At 71.4% G+C, this 16464-nt stretch carries 8 protein-coding genes (1 of these 8 running past the window's edge); 4 read left to right on the top strand and 4 right to left on the bottom strand.

All coding sequences use genetic code 11. From position 1 onward, the window contains the following. Positions 1 to 193: 193 nt before the first annotated feature. The 4 genes from KIK09_RS10820 to KIK09_RS10805 are packed head-to-tail and all read left to right on the top strand — an operon-like array spanning position 194 to position 6427. Positions 194 to 499 (top strand): acyl carrier protein, encoded by a 306-nt coding sequence (locus KIK09_RS10820; RefSeq protein ID WP_214318595.1) that lies wholly within the window; start codon positions 194 to 196, stop codon positions 497 to 499. Next, a complete protein-coding gene (locus tag KIK09_RS10815) occupies positions 496 to 4704 on the top strand; it encodes a non-ribosomal peptide synthetase (protein WP_214318594.1) in 4209 nt (1402 codons plus the stop codon). Before KIK09_RS10820 ends, KIK09_RS10815 begins: the two co-directional genes overlap by 4 nt. Next, on the top strand, positions 4701 to 5429 hold the full coding sequence (locus KIK09_RS10810) for a thioesterase II family protein (RefSeq protein WP_214318593.1): 729 nt from the start codon (positions 4701 to 4703) through the stop codon (positions 5427 to 5429). Before KIK09_RS10815 ends, KIK09_RS10810 begins: the two co-directional genes overlap by 4 nt. Then, entirely contained in the window at positions 5408 to 6427 is a 1020-nt protein-coding gene (locus KIK09_RS10805) for an LLM class F420-dependent oxidoreductase (protein WP_214318592.1), read from the top strand. The genes KIK09_RS10810 and KIK09_RS10805 overlap by 22 nt, the downstream gene beginning before the upstream one ends. Here KIK09_RS10805 and KIK09_RS10800 read toward each other — a convergent pair. The 4 genes in view from KIK09_RS10800 to KIK09_RS10785 are tightly spaced (each overlapping or abutting the next) and all read right to left on the bottom strand, a layout consistent with a single transcriptional unit that may run on beyond the window. Next, complete coding sequence (locus tag KIK09_RS10800; protein WP_214318591.1) at positions 6396 to 7664, bottom strand: MFS transporter; 1269 nt, start codon at positions 7662 to 7664, stop codon at positions 6396 to 6398. The genes KIK09_RS10805 and KIK09_RS10800 overlap by 32 nt on opposite strands. Next, positions 7645 to 11229 (bottom strand): non-ribosomal peptide synthetase, encoded by a 3585-nt coding sequence (locus KIK09_RS10795; protein WP_214318590.1) that lies wholly within the window; start codon positions 11227 to 11229, stop codon positions 7645 to 7647. The genes KIK09_RS10800 and KIK09_RS10795 overlap by 20 nt, the downstream gene beginning before the upstream one ends. After that, entirely contained in the window at positions 11226 to 14246 is a 3021-nt protein-coding gene (locus KIK09_RS10790; protein WP_214318589.1) for a non-ribosomal peptide synthetase, read from the bottom strand. The genes KIK09_RS10795 and KIK09_RS10790 overlap by 4 nt, the downstream gene beginning before the upstream one ends. Further along, a protein-coding gene (locus tag KIK09_RS10785) for a non-ribosomal peptide synthetase (protein ID WP_214318588.1) crosses the window boundary here: on the bottom strand, positions 14239 to 16464 show its 3' portion. Its footprint extends 885 nt past the window's final position; the window shows 2226 of its 3111 coding nt (coding positions 886-3111); the start codon falls outside the window, past its right edge; it ends in the stop codon at positions 14239 to 14241. Before KIK09_RS10785 ends, KIK09_RS10790 begins: the two co-directional genes overlap by 8 nt.

The following is a 16464-nucleotide window of genomic DNA, read 5'->3' as shown; positions in this document are numbered from 1 at the left end:
TCAGATCTGCATAGTGACGGCCACCGCCTTCTGAGTGAGTCATGACGTCAAGATCAGCAGGTGGTGGCCTGGTGGGCTTTGGGGGGCTGAAATCCTGAAAAATACGGGCTTGTGGTGGATTGTGGGGCTCGGGAAGGATGCTGGGAGGTGGACGGTGATCCCGTCCTATCGCAGGCGAGACAAAGGACGCCGGATGACCCAGGCCGACGCGGTGGCATCTCTTGTGGAGCGGCGGTTAGGCCACGCTCTCGATCCCGATCTCAACTTCTTTGAAGCTGGTCTCGATTCGCTTGCCCTGGTCGAGCTGCATGAGGAGATCACCAGCACACTGGGGCTGAGCCTGCCGGTCACCGCGATGTTCACTCACCCGAACCTGCGTGCTCTCGAGGACCTGATCACGCAGGGCCAGGCGCCTGCCAGGCAGGACGGTGTGCGTCGCCGTCCGGTGGGCGGTAGCCGCCGGGACGTGCGTGCCAGGATTCGCAAGGACGGTCAGTGACCCCTCACGAACAGCCCATCGCCGTGATCGCGATGGGGCGCTTCCCGCAGGAGGTGGGGGCGGCCGAGGAGGCCGGGCACGATCCGGGGGCGCAGGTCGTCCAGGTGTACGGCGGAGTGGGTAAGGCCTGCGCGGCGTTGCTGGCCAGGGAGTGCGAGCTGGCCGTGACCGATGCCGGCGAGCTGCCGCTGGGCACGCTGCGCGGCACCCTGGTTCTGCGGCTTCTCGACCGCGCGTTGCTCGATGGCGATCTGGTGCACCGGGTGATCTGGCCCGACGATCTCGAGGTCGAGGAGGGCTATCCGCCCGTGCATGCCCCGGGTGACGGCCGGGCGCGCGTGGTGGTGTGGTCTGGCCGTACCCGTGAAGAGGCCGAGGCTGTACGGCGGGGCCTGGCGAGCTTCTTCGCCGGGCTGCCGGAGGACCGGTACGCCGATGCGGTGGGCACTCTGCAGCAGGGACGCGTCCACCATCCCGTGAGAGGTGCGGTGGTCTGCCGGAGCGCCGCAGAGGCCGCTCTCGCGCTGGGCCGCGAGCACACCTACGAGCAGGAGCCGGTCCGCCTGTCCCTCCCCGACGAGGCGGCTGGCCTGTACGGCGTGGTGCGTTTGTTCACCGAGGCCGTGGACGTGTGCGCGGAGGCCTTCGAGGCGCGCGGCGTCGAACTGCCGGGCGACTGGACCGGCCCGCACGCAGCCTTCGCCACCGCTTACGGGCTGGCCGCCACGCTCGCTGCCTGGGGTATCCGCGCGGAAGCCCCGGACTCGGCCCTCCTCGCGAGTGACCTTCCGCTAAATGACGCGCTGGCCAGCCTCGGGCAAGAGACGGCGGGTGATCTTCCGCTGGGGGAGGCGCTGGCCGGCCTTGCGCAAGAGACGGCGAGCGACCTTCCACTGAAGGAGGCGCTCGCGCGAGAGATGGCGAGTGACCTTCCGCTAAAGGAGGCGCTCGCGCAAGGGACGGCGAGTGACCTTCCGCTAAAGGAGGTCCTCGCGCAAGAGGCGGCCGGAGCCGAGGTCCGGGTGGGTGGCGATCTCGCGGGGCTGTTGGCCGCTGTGGCCAGGTTCTGGACGGGCGGCGGACGGGTGGATTGGGCCGCGCTCGATCCCGATCACCCGCTGCAACGCATTCCGATCCCGCGGCCGGAGCCGGAGTTGCCCGCCTCCGTGGAGGAGCCGCGGCCGCTGTCGGCGGTGCCGTACTCCTTCTGGGTTCTGGAGCAGCTCGCGCCGGACAGCGGCGTGTCTAACCTGGCGGTAGCGCTCAGGTTCGAGACGCCGCTGCGCAGGCTGCCGCTGCAGATCGCGGTGAACCGGCTGGTCAAGCGGCATCCGGCACTACGGCTCCGGTTCCCCGAAATGAAGGGGACGCCCGTCAGGCACCTGGTCGCGCCCCAGGATGCCCAGCTGAAGGTCGAGACGCGGGCCACGACGGAGGAGACGCTGGTCGCGGACCTGCAGTCCTTCCTGGACGAGCCCTTCGACCTGGGCCGCGACCTGCTCATCAGGGTGGGGCACTTCACCCTGCCCGACGGCGCAGGGACCGTGGTGTGCCTGGCCGGCCACCACATCATCATCGACGGCACCTCCCTGCAGCTCCTGGTGGAGGAACTGGGCCGCTTCTACGACAGCCAGACCGGGCACGGCACGCTGCCGCCCGAGCTGGCGGGGCCTGCACCGTTGCTGGAGCCGGGGCAGCCGTCGGAGGAGTCGATCGGTTACTGGCTGGAGAGGCTCGACGGCGTCGACCCCGCCGCCATGGTGCTGCCGGGGAGCAGGCACTCGCCGGCCCATCCGACGTTCGCCGGTCACACCTGCTCGTGGCAGGTCGAAGCCGAGACGGTGGCGGCACTGGACGAGCTGCGGGCCAGGCTGCGCACCACCGGCAACATCGTGCTGGCTACCGCCTTCCTGCTGACGCTGCGCGGGCACGGCGCCGGCCCGGACCTGCTGATCGGCATGCCGGTCAGCACCAGGGCGGGCGAGGAGTGGGGGCAGGTCGGCTACGCCGTGAGCACGCTGCCGCTGCGTGTCCACGTCGAGCTGGACGACGACTTCGAGCAGGTCGCCAGGCGCGTGGAGGAGGCTTTCGCGGAGGGGATCGAGCACGCCGACGCCTCGGTGGAGGCGGTGCTGACCCGCCGCGGGCACGGCACGGACGACTGGCGGGTCCCGCTGTTCCGGCACATGTTCAACTACCGGCCCTGGAGCGACGAGAAGGTCCACATCCAGGGCGAGGTGCCCGGGTATGTCGACAACCTCATCGACCGCAGCCGCCTGGACCTGCAGTGCAACGTCATCCAGGAGCCGGATCGGCTCACCATCCGCATGGTGCACAGCACCGAGGTGCACGACGAGGACGAGATCGCGGCGTTCGCGGCCAGGATGTCCGCGGTGGTACGGCAGGCGGCCCGCGGAGCCGTGACGGACGTGCTCTCGCCGGAGGACCGGGCCTTGCTGGACCGGGTCAACGACACCGGCCGCACCTGGAACGGCACGCTGGTCGAGCGCATCGCACCAAGCAGCAAGGTGGCGGTGCGCGAGGGCGGGCGCGAGATCAGCTACGACGAGCTGCTGGGGCGCGCGGCCGCGGTCCGCGACCTGCTGCACGAGCGAGGGGTACGGCACGGCGACCTCGTCGCTCTGGCTCTTGATCGCTCGGCGGACCTGGTGGCGGCGGTGCTGGGCGTGTGGCAGGCGGGAGCGGCGTTCCTGCCGCTGGACGTGCGGCAACCTGAGTCCCGGCTCGCCTACCAGGTGAGCGATTCAAACGCCCGGCTGGTGGTCGCGGAGGGCGCCCCCGAGTGGGCCGGTGACACTCCGGTCGCGCCGATGCCCAGTACCACGGGGGTGCCAGGGGCCGGTGACACGCCGGTCGCGCCGACGCCCGGCACCAGGGGGGTGCCGACGACGCTCACCCACGAATCCGGAAATATCGCGTATGTCATCTACACCTCCGGCTCCACCGGGCGGCCCAAGGGCGTGCAGGTCACGCACGGGAACCTGGGGAACCTGGTGCTGGACTTCGCCGACCGGCTCGGCGCACCGAAGAGCGTGCTCTGGTCCACCACCACCTCCTTCGACATCTCCTGGCTGGAGCTGCTGCTGCCGCTGGCCTCCGCAGGCACTGTGGTCGTGGCCTCGGACGAGGACCAGTTGCAGCCGAGCAGATTCCTCAAGCTGATGGCCGACGTCCAGGTCGTGCAGGCCACGCCGACCGCGTGGCGGCTGATCGCGCCGGAAGCCCGGCAGGAACTGGCCGGGCGCACCGTGCTGTGCGGCGGCGAGCCGATGCCCGCCGCCCTGGCCAGGGACCTGCTGGGACTGGGCTGCCGCCTCTTCAACGTCTACGGGCCGACGGAGACCACGATCTGGTCCACCGCGGCCGAGCTGCGCGAGCCGCCGGCCGATCCGGTGCCCGCGGGTGCGCCTCTGGCCAACACCCAGCTCTTCGTCACCGACGCCGCGGGCCGCGAGCTGCCGCCGGGCGTGCCGGGCGAGCTGTGCGTCGCCGGTGCGGGGGTGAGCGCGGGCTACCTCAACCGGCCGGAGCTGACGGCCGAGCGCTTCGGGCACCACGACCGGTACGGCAGGTTCTACCGGACCGGCGACCGCGCCCGGATCCGCCACGACGGCACTCTCGAGCTCCTCGGCCGCGATGACAGGCAGATCAAGCTGCGCGGCCACCGCATCGAGCTCGGCGAGGTCGAGGCCGCGCTGCACGAGCACGAGGCGGTACGGACGGCCGCGGTGATCCTCGACGGCGACCCGCAGACCGACGGGCGGCTCGTCGCCTTCCTCGAGGTCACCGGCCAGGCCGCCGACGGGGAGCTGTGGCACTTCGCCAGGACGCGGCTGCCCGACTACGCCGTCCCCACCCGCTACGTCGTCACCGACAGGCTCCCCACCACCGCCAACGGGAAGATCGCCTACCGCGACCTGGTGGTACCGGCGGAAGACCGTGCCCAGGAGCAAGAATCAGGCGACGGGCTGGTCCAGCAGGTGGTGGCGCTGTGGCGCGACGCGCTGAACCGCCCCGGGCTGGGGCCGCACGACAACTTCTTCCTCAACGGCGGCCACTCCGTGCTGGCCGTACGGCTGATCCGCCCGCTGGAGGAGCTGGCGGGCCGCCCGGTCTCGGTACGGGCCGTGTTCGACCATCCGACCCCGGCCGAGCTGGCCGCCCACCTGGGAGAGACCCGATGACGCCGTGGTTCGTCCAGGTCAAGGAGGGGGAGCGGGCGCTGGTCACCTTCCCGCACGCGGGTGGCGGTCCGGCTTCGCTCGGCGAGCTCGCCGGACATTTCCCGCCCGAGGTGGGTCTGTGGTCGGTCAACCTGCCGGGCAGGCAGGCCAGGCTCGCCGAAGAGCCGCGTACGGATCTCGACGGGCTCGTCGACGACCTCGCGCAGGATCTCGTCGGAAAGAAGTACACGCTGTTCGGCTACTGCAGCGGGGCGTTGCTGGCCTTCCTCGTCTGCCGCCGCGTGGTCGAGCTGGGCGGGCGGCCGGAACGGCTGATCGTGAGCTCGTTCGGCGCTCCTGACGTGACGTTGTTCATGCGCCGCCTGCCGTCCCTGCCCTCGTGGCTGTTCTGGGAGCAGGTGATCGCGCTCGGCGGCGTCCCGCCCGAGCTGGCCGAGCGCGAGGCGCTCTGGCCCGTGCTGGAACCGGCGCTCCGCGCCGACTTCGGGCTGCTGGCCGGTTATCACCACCGGTCAGGGCCGCCGCTGCCGGTGCCCATCACGGTCCTGTACGGCACCCGGGACCGATCGCTGACCAGGGGCGGGCTGCTGGGCTGGCGACGGCAGAGCGTGCACAGGCCCGTGCTGAAAGGGCTCGACTCGACACACTGGCTGGCCGAGGAGAACCCGGCCATGCTGGCGGCCACGATCGCACAGGAGATGGGATGCGCCTCGGTTACAGCATGAGCTACTGGGGCGGCGCCGGCCTCGGCCCTGCCGACCACCTGGCGCTGGTACGCGAGGCCGAGGCGCTGGGCTATGACTCGGTGTGGGCGGCCGAGACCTACGGGACCGATCCGGCGAGCCTGCTGGCCTGGATCGCCGGGCAGACGGAACGCATCGCGCTGGGTACCGGCGTGCTCCAGATGACCGGGCGCAAGCCCGTCGTCGCCGCCATGACCGCGGCGACCCTCGACCAGCTCTCCGGCGGCCGGGCCAGGCTCGGCGTGGGATTGTCCGGCCCGCAGGTGGTCGAGGGCTGGCACGGCGAGCGCTTCGACCGGCCGCTGGCCCGGGCCCGCGACTACCTGCACATCACCCGGAAGGCGCTGCGGGGCGAGCCGGTCCAGCATGACGGCCCATCGATGACGCTGCCCTTGCCCGGCAGCGAGGGCAAGGAGCTGACGCTGGCCGTCTCGCCGGTGCAGGAACGGCTGCCCGTCTACCTGGCCGCGATGGGGCCGAAGACCGTCGCGCTGGCGGGCGAGCTCGCCGACGGCTGGCTGGCCATCCACTTCCCGCCCGATCACCTGGCCAAGATGGCCACACACCTGAACAGGAGCGACCTCGACATCGCGCCCATGGTGCTCACGCTCGTCGAGGAGGACCAGGAGCTGGCCTACGACATGATGCGGCCCATGCTCGCCCTCTACCTGGGCGGCATGGGCTCGCGCCGTACCAACTTCTACAACCGCCTGGCCACCACGCTCGGCTTCGAGCAGGAGGCCGCCCGCATGCAGGAGGCCTTCCTGGACGGGCGGCAGGGCGAGGCCATGGCGATGCTGCCCGACGCGCTCGTCGACGCGATGACCATGTGCGGTCCGGCGGGCAAGGTGCGCGAGCGGATGGCGGCCTACCAGGAGGCGGGCGCGACCACGCTGATCGTCGGCCTGGTCACGCCCACCCGGCGGCTGCGCAGCCGCCAGCTACGGCTCATTGCTGGGCTGGCTCCGGCATCTGCTTGAGCTTGGCCAGCGGCGACCAGGCCATCGCCGCGATCGGCACCAGCGCGCCGATGGCCACGACCACCCACAGCGCCGTGCGCGTCCCCACGGCGCCGGCCAGCAGGCCCGCGCCCAGCGCGCCCAGCGGGGCGGGCATCAGGCCCAGCGAGTAGATCGACGCCACCACGCGGCCCTGCAGCCGCGGCGGGGTGATCGTCTGCACCAGCGTGGTGTTGGTGACGAAGAAGATCTGCGACATGACGCCGCTGACCAGCTGCGCGGCGACCAGCATGGCCACCGAGACCCAGACGGGACCGGTGGCCAGCGGGATGAGGAAGAGCGCGAGGTTGCCGTACACGATCGACCACAGCAGCACCTTGCCGATCGCGTAGCGCCGCATCACCTTGACAGCGAACAGCGCTCCGACGATCGCGCCCGCGCCGCCACCGGCCAGGATGCTGCCGAACCACGCCGCGGGCACGCCCAGGTCGCGGATCACGTACAGGGCGTAGATCGAGTTCATCGAGCCCAGGATGAACAGCGAGTACACGGCCGAGGAGATGGCCAGCGGCCGGATCAGCTCGTGCCGGAACACCCAGCCCACGCCCTGCCAGATCGCCTTGTGCACCTGCCCGGCGGTGGTGTCATCCGGCTCAGGCCGCGCTTCAGGCCGCTTGATCAGCGCCACCGCGATCGCCGAGGCCAGGTACGACACCGCGTCGATGACCAGCAGCGCGGGCGCGGCGAGCACCTTCAGCAGCGCCGCTGCCAGGCCGGGTCCGACCGTCTGGGCGACCGACTCGGTCAGCTGCAGCTTGGAGTTGCCCTCAAGGAAATTCTCCGGCGGCACCAGAAACGGGAAGTAGCTGCGGTAGGCCGTCTGGAAGAGCGTGCTGAGCAGCCCGATGCCGAAGATGACGGCGTAGATCCAGGCCAGTGTGAGCAGGTTGGCGAACCACGCGATGGGGATCAGCATCATCAGCACGAAGCGCGCCAGGTCCGTCCAGATCAGGATGGGCCGCTTGCGCACCCGGTCGGCCAGCACGCCGAAGAGCAGGAAGAGCACCATCGGGACCCGGAGCAGGAAGCCGACGACGCCCATCTCCGCCTCGGAGGCGTGCAGGACGGTGACCGCGATGACGGGGATCGCGAAGTAGGTGAACGCCGAGCCGAACTGCGACAGGCTCTGGCCCGCCCACAGCCGCAGGAAGTCGGGGTACTTCCAGAGGCTCGACTGCTCACTGGTCGGGGATGCCATGATCCATCCACCTTCTGATCTCGGTGGCCGCTCCGGCGACCAGGGGTTCGTACAGGATCGGGACGCGTTCCTCGGGGATCGCGAAGTGAGCGAGGCGGCCCTTGGCGACCGAGGGCCAACTGCCGTCCTCGCGCCTGGGCGCGAAGAGCGCGACGTCGCCGTCGTAGGGCTCGTGCCGGTAGCCGCCGACCGCGTGCGCGTTGGCCCGGAACACGGCCAGGTAGCGGCGCGCCTGCTCGACCTCCGCGGTGTCGGGGGCCAGCCGGTCGGCGGCCGAGGCGGCGCCCATGACCGTCAGCAGCCGCTCCTCCGGCGTCCTGGCGGCGAGTTCGGCCGCGTCCAGCCCGAGGGTCTCCTCGGGTCCGCCGGCCAGCGCGTGGAACAGCAGGACAGTGTCGTCCTCCAGTGACGCGCTGGCCACGGGCTCCTCGGCATTGGCGTACAGGAGGACGACGAGCGGCACCTGCTCGCCGCGCTCACGCAGGCGCCTGGCCACCTCCAGGGCGATGTTCCCGCCGATGCAGAACCCGCCCAGCACGTACGGCCCGGCCGGCCGTACCTCCAGCAGGTCGCTCACGTAGGCGTCGGCCATCTCGGCGAGCGTGGCGTGCGGCTCCTCGCCGGGCACCAGCCCGCGCGCGGCGATGGCGTACACCGGCTGGTCGGGGCCGAGCCTGCGGGCCAGCGGGTGGTAGCGGAAGACCTGGCCGCCGAGCGCGTGAATGAAGAAGATCGGCGTACGGTCGCCATCCGGGTTGAGCGGCACGACGTGGCTCGGTGGCGCGAGATCCTCGGGCTGGCGCAGCACCTTGGCCAGCGCGAGGATCGTCGGCGCGGCAAGTACGGTGGCGACCGGCAGGCTCCGCCCCAGCTCCTGGCGGATGCGGGCGGCCAGCCGCAGGGCGCTCAGCGAGTGGCCGCCGAGCTCGAAGAAGTCGTCCAGGATCCCGGCCGCGGGCACCTTCAGCACCTCCTCGTAGAGCCTGGCCAGGCGCGCCTCGACCTCGTCGCGCGGCGGCACGTACGGCTTGCTGCCGGCGGCCTCCGGCGCGGGCAGCGCGGCGCGGTCGAGCTTGCCGCTGCGAGTCAGGGGGAGGGCGTCCAGTCGCACCCACCGGCGCGGGATCATGTGGTCGGGCAGGACGTCGCGGAGGTCGGGTACGTCGCCCACGACGTAGCCGACCAGGCTGTGCTCGTGCGCCGTGACGGCCGCGTCGCGGACTCCCGGCTGCGCGCGCAGGGCGGCCTCGATCTCTCCGGGTTCGACGCGCATGCCGCGGATCTTGACCTGCTGATCGGTGCGGCCGAGGTATTCGAGCTCGCCTGTGGGAAGCCAGCGGGCGAGGTCGCCGGTCTTGTAGAGGCGTTGACCGTCGGGCGCGGGGAGGAACCGCTCGGCGGTGAGTGCCGGTTTGCCCAGGTAGCCGCGGGCGAGCTGGACGCCGCCGATGTAGAGCTCACCCGGTGTGCCGATGGGCACGGGCAGGAGGTGCTGGTCGAGGACGTGCAGGGTGGTGTTGTCCACCGGTCTGCCGATGGGGACGACGGTTTCGCCGGATTGGCAGGGGTGCCAGGAGACGTCGACGGCTGCCTCGGTGGGGCCGTAGAGATTGTGCAGTCCAGGGAGGTCGAGCCCAGGCGGGAGTGCTTCGCCGGAGCAGATGATCCGCGGCGGAAGCTGGATGTCCTCTTCCTCCAGGAAGGCCTGGAGCATCGAGGGGACGAAGTGGGCGGTGGTGATCTGCTCGGTCTTGATGAGGTCGCGCAGGTAAGCCGTGTCGCGGTGGCCGCCGGGCCGGGCGATGACCATCGTGGCGCCGGTGATGAGCGGCCAGAACAGTTCCCAGACCGAGACATCGAAGGTGGTGGGGGTCTTGTGCAGGACCCGGTCGTCCGGTGTGAGCTGGAAGGTTTCCTGCATCCAGCGGAGCCGGTTGACGATGGCGCGGTGGGAGACACCGACGCCTTTGGGTCGTCCGGTGGATCCCGAGGTGAAGATGACGTAGGCCAGGTTGTCCTCGTGGAAGCGGCCGCCGGGGGCCGTCTTGGCGTCGGCGAGCATGCCGCGGCGCCGTTCCTCGGGATCGTCCGGATCGAGGGGGAGGTAGGCGCCACCGGCCGCCAGCACCCCGAGGAGCATGACCGGGAGGTCCAGCCCGCGCTCCATGCAGACGCCGACCGGTTGGTCCACCCGCACGTCCAGCCCCGCCGCCACCTCACGGGCCCGTTCGGCCAGCTCGCGGTAGGTGAGCCGGTCGCCCTCGAAGACCAGCGCCGTCGCGTCCGGTGTCCGCGACGCCTGCTCGAAGACCAGCTCGTGCAGCAGCCCGCCCGGGTGGTCGTGCGCGGTGGAGTTCCAGCGCGCGAGCAGGGCAGCGTCCTCCGGCGAGATGCCGATATTTCCGGACAAGGCGCGGAGGTAGTGATCCCGGATCGCCGCGATCTGGTCGCTGGGGAACTGCGTCGTGTCGTAGGAGATGGTCAGCGTCAGTCCCTGTCCCGGAGTCCGGACGAAGGCCGCGCTGAAGGCGAAGTCGGTCTGCTCGAAGAAGTCCTGGTCCTCGATGGGCGTGGCGGCGCCGCCGTACACGTGGAGGTCGCGGAAGTCCACGTGCGTGTCCAGCAGGCGCGCGCGACCGCTGGCCCGCTGGATCTCGAAGAGCGGGAAGTGCCGGTACGGCAGCGCCGCCACCTCCGCCTGGAAGACCCGCTGGACCAGATCGGGAGCGTCGGCGCGCACGCGCAGCGGGACGGTGTTGAGGAACAGGCCGAGCACCTCGCCGCCCGCCTCGCTCTCCGGGCGGCTGTGCGTGAGCATCCCCGTGAGGACGTCCGGGTCGCCGGTCAGCAGCGCCATGACGCGCACGTGTGCCGCGAGCAGCACCGAGCGCAGCGGCACCCGGGCGGCGGCTGCCTCCTCGGCCAGCGCTTTCGCCAGGTCGTCGGGGAGCGCCGTGGCCAGCACCTCGACCTTGCGCGGTCCGCCGGTGGGGTAGCCGGGCATGCGGGGCAGCCGGCCCTCGGGTGCCTCGGCGATCGCCTCCCGCCAGAACTCCGCCGCCTCCGGCTGGGCGAGTACGGCCTTCTCGGCCGCCACCAGGTCGCGGAAGCGCGCCCCCGGCGCTTCCACCGGCAGCCCCGGTGTCGCGTAGCGTGCCAGCAGCTCGCTGACCAGCGTCGCGACGCTCCACCCGTCGAGGATCGCGTGGTGGAAGTAGACGGTCAGCGCGAACCTGCCGGCTTCGGGCCGCACGTGGACGCGGAGCAGAGGAGCCGCCGTCCAGTCGAACGGCCCGTACTCCGGTTCGCCGTCGGAAACCGTCAGCGGGATTTCCACGCGGTCGTGCACGAGTTGGACGGGCTCGCTGAACCCGGTCAGGTCGAAGGAGGTCCGCAGCACCTCGTGCCGCGCCGACAGCTCCTCCAGCGCCCTGACCAGCGCCGCCTCGTCGAACGTGCCGCGCAGCGTGAGCGTGGTGTGGTCCTGGAAGGTCACGCCGTCCAGCTCGCTGTGGTACAGCATCCCGGCCTGGAGGGCGCTGAGCGGGTAGGCGTCGATGATCATCGGGTGAGCCTCTCTCTGTCCGCCGGGCTGAGCAGGTCGAAGGCTCCCGCCGTGGATTCCGGTACGGCCTGCCGCGGCCGCAGGACGGTGGCCAGTTCGGCGACCGCCTGGTGGGTGAACAGGTGCTGCAGTTCCACGCCGTAGCCCAGGGCGCGCAGCCGGGCCACGACCCTGAGGCTGCTGATCGAGTCGCCGCCCACGGCGAAGAAGGTGTCGTTCCTGCTGACCCGGTCGAGGTCGAGAACCGCCTGCCAGACCTGCGCGACGGCGTGCTCCGCTTCGCCGCGCGGCGGCTCCCACGGCAGGTCGGCTGGGCGCTCGGGCGCGGGGAGTGCGGCGCGGTCGAGCTTGCCGTTGGGGGTGGTGGGCAGGCGGTCCAGCCGCACCCACGCCGTCGGGATCATGAAATCCGGCAGCAAATCGGATAAGTCGGGGGTGTCGCCGACGACGTATCCGACCAGGCGGCCGTCCACGAGCTTGACCACGGCACCCGAGATGGCCTCGATCTCGCCGAGCTCCACGCGCATGCCGCGGATCTTGACCTGGTGGTCGGTACGGCCGAGGTATTCGAGCTCGCCGGTGGGGAGCCAGCGGGCCAGGTCACCGGTCCGGTAGAGCCGCTCGCCGCCGGGCGCGGGCAGGAACCGTTCCGCGGTGAGCCCGGGTTTGCCCAGGTAGCCGCGGGCGAGCTGGACGCCGCCGATGTAGAGCTCGCCGGGCGTACCGATGGGCACCGGGCCGAGATGCTCGTCCAGGACGTGCAGGGTGGTGTTGTCCACCGGCCTGCCGATGGGCACGATCGGCTCACCCGGCTGGCAGGGGTGCCAGGAGACGTCGACCGCGGCTTCGGTGGGGCCGTAGAGGTTGTGCAGCCCGGGGAGGTCGATCCCGGGTGGAAGCGCTTCGCCGGAGCAGATGATGCGCGGCGGGGGTTGGATGTCCTCTTCCTCCAGGAAGGCCTGGAGCATCGAGGGGACGAAATGAGCTGTAGTGATTTTCTCGGTCTTGATGAGATCGCGCAGGTAAGCCGTGTCGCGGTGGCCGCCGGGCCGGGCGATGACCATCGTGGCGCCCGTGATGAGCGGCCAGAACAGCTCCCAGACCGACACGTCGAACGTGGTGGGCGTCTTGTGCAGAACCCGGTCGTCCGGAGTGAGCTGGAAGGTGTCCTGCATCCAGCGGAGCCGGTTGACGATGGCGCGGTGGGAGACACCCACACCCTTGGGCCGCCCGGTGGATCCCGAGGTGAAGATGACGTAGGCCAGGTTGTCCTCGTGCACCGGCCGTGCAGTGAAACGACCACCGGGGCTCGCGGCGGTGAGCACCAGGTCGGCGCCCGCGTCGGACAGCATGCCGCGCGTCCGCTCCGCCGGGTGGCCAGGATCGAGCGGCAGGTAGGCGCCACCGGCCGCCAGCACTCCGAGGAGTACGACGGGAAGGTCCAGCCCGCGTTCCATGCTCACGCCGACCGGCTGGTCCACCCGCACGTCAAGCCCGGCCGCCACCTCGCGGGCCTGTTCGGCCAGTTCGCGGTAGGTGAGCCGGTCGCCCTCGAAGACCAGCGCCGTCGCGTCCGGTGTCCGCGACGCCTGCTCGAAGACCAGCTCGTGCAGGGTCCCGCCCGGATGCTCCCGGGCAGTGGCGTTCCATCGCGAGATCTGCTCCCGCTCTTCGGCAGGCAGGATGTCCAGGCGCCCCACCGGCACCTCGGGCGCCGCCACTACCGCGCGCAGGAGTGCGGCGAACCGCCGCGCCAGCCGCTCGATCGTCTCCGGCTGGAACAACTCGGCGTTGTAGACGAAGCGCCCCTCCAGCCGGTCACCCCGCTCGGCGGCGTAGAGCTCCAGGTCGAACCGGGTGGTCGTGCTGTCCGGCTCGAAGCCCTCGCCGCCGTCGCGATAGCTCTGCAGCGCGAACAGCACCTGCACCAGCGGCGGGCGGCTGACATCCCGTTCGGGGTCCAGCTCGGCGACCAGTTTCTCGAAGGGCAGCTCCTGGTGGTCGTAGACCTCGAGCGCCCCATCCCGCGTACGGCGGAGCACCTCGGCGAACCCGGGGTCCCCCGCCAGCCGCGCCCGCAGCGGGAGCAGGTTGACGAACAACCCCACCATGTCCTCGAACTCCGGCCTGGTCCGCCCGGCCACCGGCGACCCCACCGCGAAGTCGGTCATGCCGGACCAGCGCGACAGCAGCACCTGGAAGGCGGCGAGCAGCCCCATGTAGAGCGTCGCCCCCTCGGCCCGGCACAGCTCGCGGAAGGCCGCCACGTCCAGCTCGAGGTCGTGCCAGCCGCCCTGGAAGCCCTGCCGGGGCGGGCGCGGCCGATCCAGGGGCAGTTCGAGCACCTGCAACCCGTCCAGCTCGCCGCGCCAGAACGTCAGGTCATCGGCCAGCCGCGCGCCGCTCAGCCGTTCCCGCTGCCACAACGCGTAGTCGCCGAAACCCAGCCGCGGCGCGCTCTGCGGTGGTTTCAGGAGTTCGCGGAGGATGAGGTCGGCCGACCAGCCGTCGGCGACGATGTGATGGACGGCGATGAGCAGTGCGTGGTCGTCGGGCGCCAGCCGTACCAGGGTGGCGCGCAGCAGCGGACCGTTCGCCAGCTCGAAGGGGAGCGCGGCGTCGGTGCTGAGCACCTGTCGGGCCGCCGCCTCTGTCGGCACGTCCACGACGCGCAGCGGGACACGTAACCGATCCGCCACCCGCACCTCCGGCCGCCCATCGGGGCCGGTGGGGAAGGTCATGCGCAGGCTCTCGTGCCGGGCGACCACGGCGTCGAGCGCCTCCTGCAGCTGTGACGGGGAGAGCGGGCCGCGGAGCCTGGCCGACGCGGGCAGCACGTAGGCGCTGGTCCCGGGGGCGAACTGTTCCATGAACCACAGCCGCTCCTGGGCGAACGACAGCGGCGGATCGCTGCCCTCGGCACGTCGCGGGATCTCCTCCGCAGCGCCAGTGTTGGTGTCCAGGCCCGCCACCGCCTTGCGGAAGCGGGCCTCCACGCGCGCACGCCGCTCATCCACGCTCGTCGGCCTCCTCGGCCAGGTGCTCCAGCGCCGCGGCCAGCAGGCGTGGCGTCGGGTGGGTGAAGGCCAGCTTGAGCGGCACGTCCAGCTCGGTGGCCGCGGCGATGCGGGCCGTGGTCCTGGTGGCCAGCAGCGAGTGGCCGCCGAGCTGGAAGAAGTCGTCCAGCACGCCCACCCGCTCCAGCCCCAGCACCTCGGACCAGACCAGGCAGACCAGTTCTTCGGCCGCGCTCGCCGGGGCTTCGTACTCCGCGCTCCGCGGCTGGCCCGGCGCGGGCAGGGCATCCTGGTCGACCTTGCCGCTCGGGGTCAGCGGGATGCGGTCGAGCGAGACGATTGCGCTCGGCATCAGGTGCGGGGGGAGCTCGGCGGCGAGGTGATCGTGCAAGGAAGCCGAGGCGTTGTGGACGACGTAGGCGATCAGGCGGTTGTCGCGGACGACGACGGCGGCTTGCCGTACTGACGGGTGGGCGAGCAGCACGGACTCCACCTCGCCCGGCTCGACGCGGTAACCGCGTACCTTCACCTGCCGGTCGAGGCGGCCCAGGATCTCCAGCGTCCCGTCCAGGCGGAAGCGGGCCCGGTCGCCGGAGCGGTAACGGCGCGAACCGCCGGGACCGGGGACGAACCGCTCAGCCGTGAGGGCGGGCGCGCCGCGGTAGCCGCGGGCCACACCGGCGCCGCCGATGTAGAGCTCACCGGCGACACCTGGCGGGACCGGGAGCCCGTCCGGGGCCAGCACTTCGACAGTGGTGCCGGGCAGGGGGAACCCCACGGTCGGGCGGCGCTGCGCCTCGGCAGGGTTCAGCTCGGCGGTGGTGGCGATGATCGTGGTCTCGGTGGGGCCGTAGCTGTTGATCAGGCGGACGCCCGGGGGCCCGGACTCGTACCAGGCGGCCAGGGCAGGGCCGGGCAGCGGGTCGGCGCCCAGGATGAGCAGCCGCAGACCGGGCGGCCAGGCGACGCCCATGGCCACCAGTTCCTGCCAGTACGACGTGGGCAGGTCCAGCACGGTGAGCGCGGAACCCTCCGGAGTCTTCAGGAAGTCGGGCAGCGGGTCGTCCGGGCACAGGACGAGCTCGGCTCCGGCGGCCAGCGCCGGGTAGATCTCCTCGGCGTGCGTGTCGAAGCTCGGCGAGGCGAACTGCAGGACGCGGTCGCCCGGCCCGAGCTCGTAGTGCTCCCGCATCCAGCTCACCCGCGACGCGAGTGCTTCGCGCGGCACCTCCACGCCCTTGGGGCGCCCGGTCGAACCCGAGGTGTAGATCACGTAGGCCAGCGAACCCGGCACCGCGACATGGGGGGATTCTTCAGAGACATGTAGATCGTCCAGCACGAGAGCCGCGCCGGCGTCCGCCGCCATCCAGCGCAGCCGCTCCGGTGGATAGGCCGGGTCGAGCGGCAGGTAGGCGCAGCCCGCCTTGCCGACGGCGAGCATCGCGGCGATCAGCTCCACCGACCGTTCGGCGCGCAGACCCACCACCGAGTCGCGGCCCAGTCCCGCCAGGCGCCCTGCCAGCGCCGACGCCATGGCGTCCAGCTCGGCATAGGTCACCCGGCGGGTTCCGTGGCTCACCGCGATCGCGTCGGGCGCCAGCCGTACGCGCTCGTCGAAAAGGTCGAGCACGTCGCGCGCGGGCGGCTGCGGGGCGTCGAGGACCGGCGGCCTGTCCTCGGGCAGCAGCATCGCCTCGCGCAGCGCGGACAGCGGCGCGCCCGGGTCGCCCGCGACCGCCTCCAGCACCCGCTCCCACCGCCGCAGCAACCGCGTCGCGGTCTCCTCCTCGAACAGGTCGCTGGCGTAGGACAGCATCGCCCACAGGGAGCCGTCGAACTGGGTGATGTCCAGCATCAGGTCGAACTTCGCCTGGGTCGCCCCCGGGTCGAACATCTCCGCTTCGATGCCGGGCAGCGGAAGGGCGGAGGCCTCCTTGTCCTGGATCACGAACATCGCCTGGAACAGCGGCGTCGTGCTCAGGTCGCGGCGGATGCCGAGGTCGTTGAGCAGGCGTTCGAAGGGGATGTCCTGGTGCGCGAAGGCGTCCAGGACCGTTGACCTGGTCCGCGCGAGCAGCGTGCGGAAGGACGGGTCGCCGGACAGATCGCCGCGCAGCACCAGCGTCTCGGGGAAGAAGCCGACGACGTCCTGGAGTTCCGGGCGATCGCGCCCGGCGATGACCGAGCCGACCGTGAGGTCGTCCGTGCCGCAGTGCGC

This window comes from Nonomuraea sediminis, assembly GCF_018531495.1.
Lineage (GTDB): Bacteria > Actinomycetota > Actinomycetes > Streptosporangiales > Streptosporangiaceae > Nonomuraea > Nonomuraea sediminis.
This window is presented reverse-complemented; position numbering and strand designations above follow the sequence as displayed.

Bases quoted from the DNA above. Each gene is read 5' to 3' on its own strand.
- KIK09_RS10820 (WP_214318595.1), top strand. From the start codon at position 194: ATGACCCAGGCCGACGCGGTGGCATCTCTTGTGGAGCGGCGGTTAGGC.
- KIK09_RS10795 (WP_214318590.1), bottom strand. From the start codon at position 11,229: ATGATCATCGACGCCTACCCGCTCAGCGCCCTCCAGGCCGGGATGCTG.
- KIK09_RS10805 (WP_214318592.1), top strand. From the start codon at position 5,408: ATGCGCCTCGGTTACAGCATGAGCTACTGGGGCGGCGCCGGCCTCGGC.
- KIK09_RS10810 (WP_214318593.1), top strand. From the start codon at position 4,701: ATGACGCCGTGGTTCGTCCAGGTCAAGGAGGGGGAGCGGGCGCTGGTC.
- KIK09_RS10800 (WP_214318591.1), bottom strand. From the start codon at position 7,664: ATGGCATCCCCGACCAGTGAGCAGTCGAGCCTCTGGAAGTACCCCGAC.